The 2749-nt window shown below is 60.6% G+C and carries 3 protein-coding genes and 1 pseudogene; 2 read left to right on the forward strand and 2 right to left on the reverse strand.

What is annotated here, in order from left to right:
• The coding region (locus AC04MI_RS24500; protein WP_476498959.1) for an NAD kinase at positions 1-901 on the reverse strand (901 nt) is incomplete at its 3' end.
• Between the two features lie 15 nt (positions 902-916).
• Positions 917-1180 carry a hypothetical protein gene (locus tag AC04MI_RS24505; protein ID WP_395456174.1) on the reverse strand — a complete coding sequence of 88 codons (264 nt, stop codon included), beginning with the start codon at positions 1178-1180 and terminating at the stop codon, positions 917-919.
• A 250-nt stretch (positions 1181-1430) separates the two neighbouring features.
• On the opposite strand from AC04MI_RS24505, the gene AC04MI_RS24510 reads away from it, so the two are divergent.
• Together AC04MI_RS24510 and AC04MI_RS24515 are read left to right on the forward strand one after the other, a co-directional pair.
• Positions 1431-2258, forward strand: coding sequence for a hypothetical protein (locus AC04MI_RS24510; protein WP_476498960.1), 828 nt, complete (start codon positions 1431-1433; stop codon positions 2256-2258).
• A pseudogene (locus tag AC04MI_RS24515) lies at positions 2255-2749 on the forward strand (replication initiation factor domain-containing protein); the annotation flags it as partial. The gene AC04MI_RS24510 and the pseudogene AC04MI_RS24515, both read left to right, overlap by 4 nt.

Here is a 2749-nt window from a genome sequence, read left to right on the forward strand (position 1 = left end):
CATGACATGAGCCCCCTTCGTTCCAGCGCAGCTTCTTGCGCAAAGTCGCGAAGTAGTTCCAGCCTTGAGGGTGTAGAAATCGCACGCGGTGCTCAGAGCGTTTGACGAGGATGCGGTCGCCATGCAGCAAGGACGCAAGGGACTGCATGTCAAAGTTCGCGCTGACATCGCGCCCGCTCACTACTTCGACAGCCACCTCAGTCGCATCGGAGAGCACGATGGGGCGGTTGGACAGCGTATGTGGCGCTATAGGAACCAGCACCCAGCCCGGGATGGATGGGTGAAGCATGGGCCCGCCCGCAGACAACGAATATGCGGTCGATCCGGTAGGGGAGGCAATGATGAGGCCGTCGGCCCTTTGATTGGCTACAAACTGCCCACCAACTTCGACACGCAATTCCACCATGCCCGACGTCGCACCACGGTTGACCACCACATCGTTCATGGCCAAGGCTTCGAACACCACACGTTCATCGCGAACGACTGTTGCGTGCATCAAAGGCCGCTGGTCTTCTTCGTAGGCACCTCGCAGCATCGGTGGCAATGTGGTCTGATAGGTGTCGAAGGGAATGTCAGTAATGAATCCGAGCCGGCCCTGATTGATGCCGATCAGCGGCGTTCCAAAACGCGCCAAGCGTCGGCCAATCCCGAGCATCGTTCCATCCCCCCCCACCACCAGCCCCAAATCGCACCGTGCACCGATCTGGTCTACATTCAAGGAAGGGTAGTGTGTCAATCCGGTATTGCTGGCGGTCTCCGCTTCCAGCACCACCTCACATCCCTGGCGCTCCAAGAAATGCGCAATATCCTCCAAAGCCCGGCGAGAGCCATCACCGGGGGCGCCTGCAGCTGAAGTCTGGTACTTGCCTATAAGTGCGACATGGCGGAAATTGGACGTCATCGCGAAATTACATCATTAAACAGATGTGAGCTTTGCGACGCGCTTCATCATCCGCGTCTTGCATGCGCTATCTCGCTCTGACTCCAGAGCAGCCACCACGATCCACGTTTTAACGTCCTGGCCTAGTTCCTCGGCCAGCGCTCCAGCAATCGCCGGGCTCAGGTGTCCACGAGTTTTTGCCGTGTGCAAAGCATTGCGCGAGAGTTTCAGCTTCTCATGCCAGTAGGGCGCAGGATTCAGCTTGAGCGCTGTGTCTAGCAGATTCATCGTCGTTTGCATATGCGTAACTCCTACATGTTGTTTGCATGCATACAGCCAGTGTGCATCGTAGCAAAAGGATTGCACACACGATGTTTGCGGCGTAGTCTCCCGGACTGCACACGTTATGTGTGCATTTTCTGGAGCCGCCATGCCTTCGTCTTCCCCCGTTCGCACACCCCCAGCCACCAAAGGCGCTGCACGCGCTGTGGCGGCTCCTGCAGCGCCTGCGCTGGGGGTGTGCACCCTCAATGGCCAATCCGGCGCGGGCATGCTGGACCTGTTCTCCAGCTCAGTGTTACAGCGGCCTGGTGTCTCTGTCCTCTTCGCCCGTTCCGATTCCTGTTACTTCGACCTGGTGGACGACGTGTGGGACGCCCAGCGCGATGCACGCGGCTACACAGGCGCCAATCCCGTTGTATGCCATCCCCCTTGCCGTGGCTGGGGCCGTTTGCGTCACTGGGCAAAACCTCGCCCCGATGAAAAAGCCCTTGCCCTGTTCGCAGTTGAACAGGTGCGCCGCTGCGGTGGTGTGCTCGAACATCCATGGGGCAGCACCCTTTGGCATGCTGCAGAGCTTCCACACCCTGGCAAGGTCGATGCCTGGGGCGGATGGACTTTGCTTGTTGATCAAGGCTGGTGGGGTCACGCCGCACCGAAGCCCACGTATCTCTACATCGTCGGCTGCAGCCGTGAAAACGTCGGTGAACTGCCTGTGCAGTTACACCGAGCTGAAGGCCGCACTCTTCACCTCTCGCCCGCAGATCGCGAGCGCACACCCCCGGCATTTGCCCGCTTCCTCGTCGGTGTAGCTGCCAAGTGCGCCGGCTCGCAGTTACAGCCGCCGGCCGCAGCAGTTACAGCCAGCTGCGCGACGTCCACTGTTACAGCCGCCCAGGTCCGCTGTAACAGCGACCTGGCTGCGCCTGCCAGCGCTGCTTCCAAGCGTTCCGCTTTCAAGGCATGGGCACAAGTTGGAGTGACGCAGCGCGCCGCAGCCGCGCCCAGCAAGCGTAGCGCGGGCGCGGCAGCGACGCGCGTTATCCAAACCCTCCCCGTTGGTAATCACGGGGAGAACCTGAACGAGTCTCAAGCATGACCCGCGCAAAGAAAACTGATCTCGTTCTGGACGGCAACGAAGTCAAGTTGCGCCTCACTGCTGAGCGGACCAAAACGAAGCAGCCCGTGCATGTGGATTGGGTCCGCTTCACCTGCAACCTGCGCAATGCGCCCACCCCCACGATTGAAGACCTGTTCCCGCTGCACGATGGTGCGCGCTGGTCTGACGATGTGCCCCACGTTGAACGCGCTGCACGGCTCGCCGAACTGCTGCGAGACATGCCCGATGCAGACTTTGCGGCCAGCGTCCAGGCCAAGGCCCTTGCCGAGCAAGCATGCGAAGCCCTCGGTCCCGAGTTCAGCGTGTTCCCCGAAATCCGCAAGGGCCACGACTTCTACCGTTTCCGCTGGTCCATCGTGCGCAATGAGGTCGAGTGCGGTTGGGTCGGCTACCTCTCCAGCGGGGAAAGCCCACGCCAGCACGCCCAGGCGCGCACCATTCACTGCAACCTCTACGGCACTGCCTGCACC

The organism is Acidovorax sp. LjRoot204 (assembly GCF_056175785.1).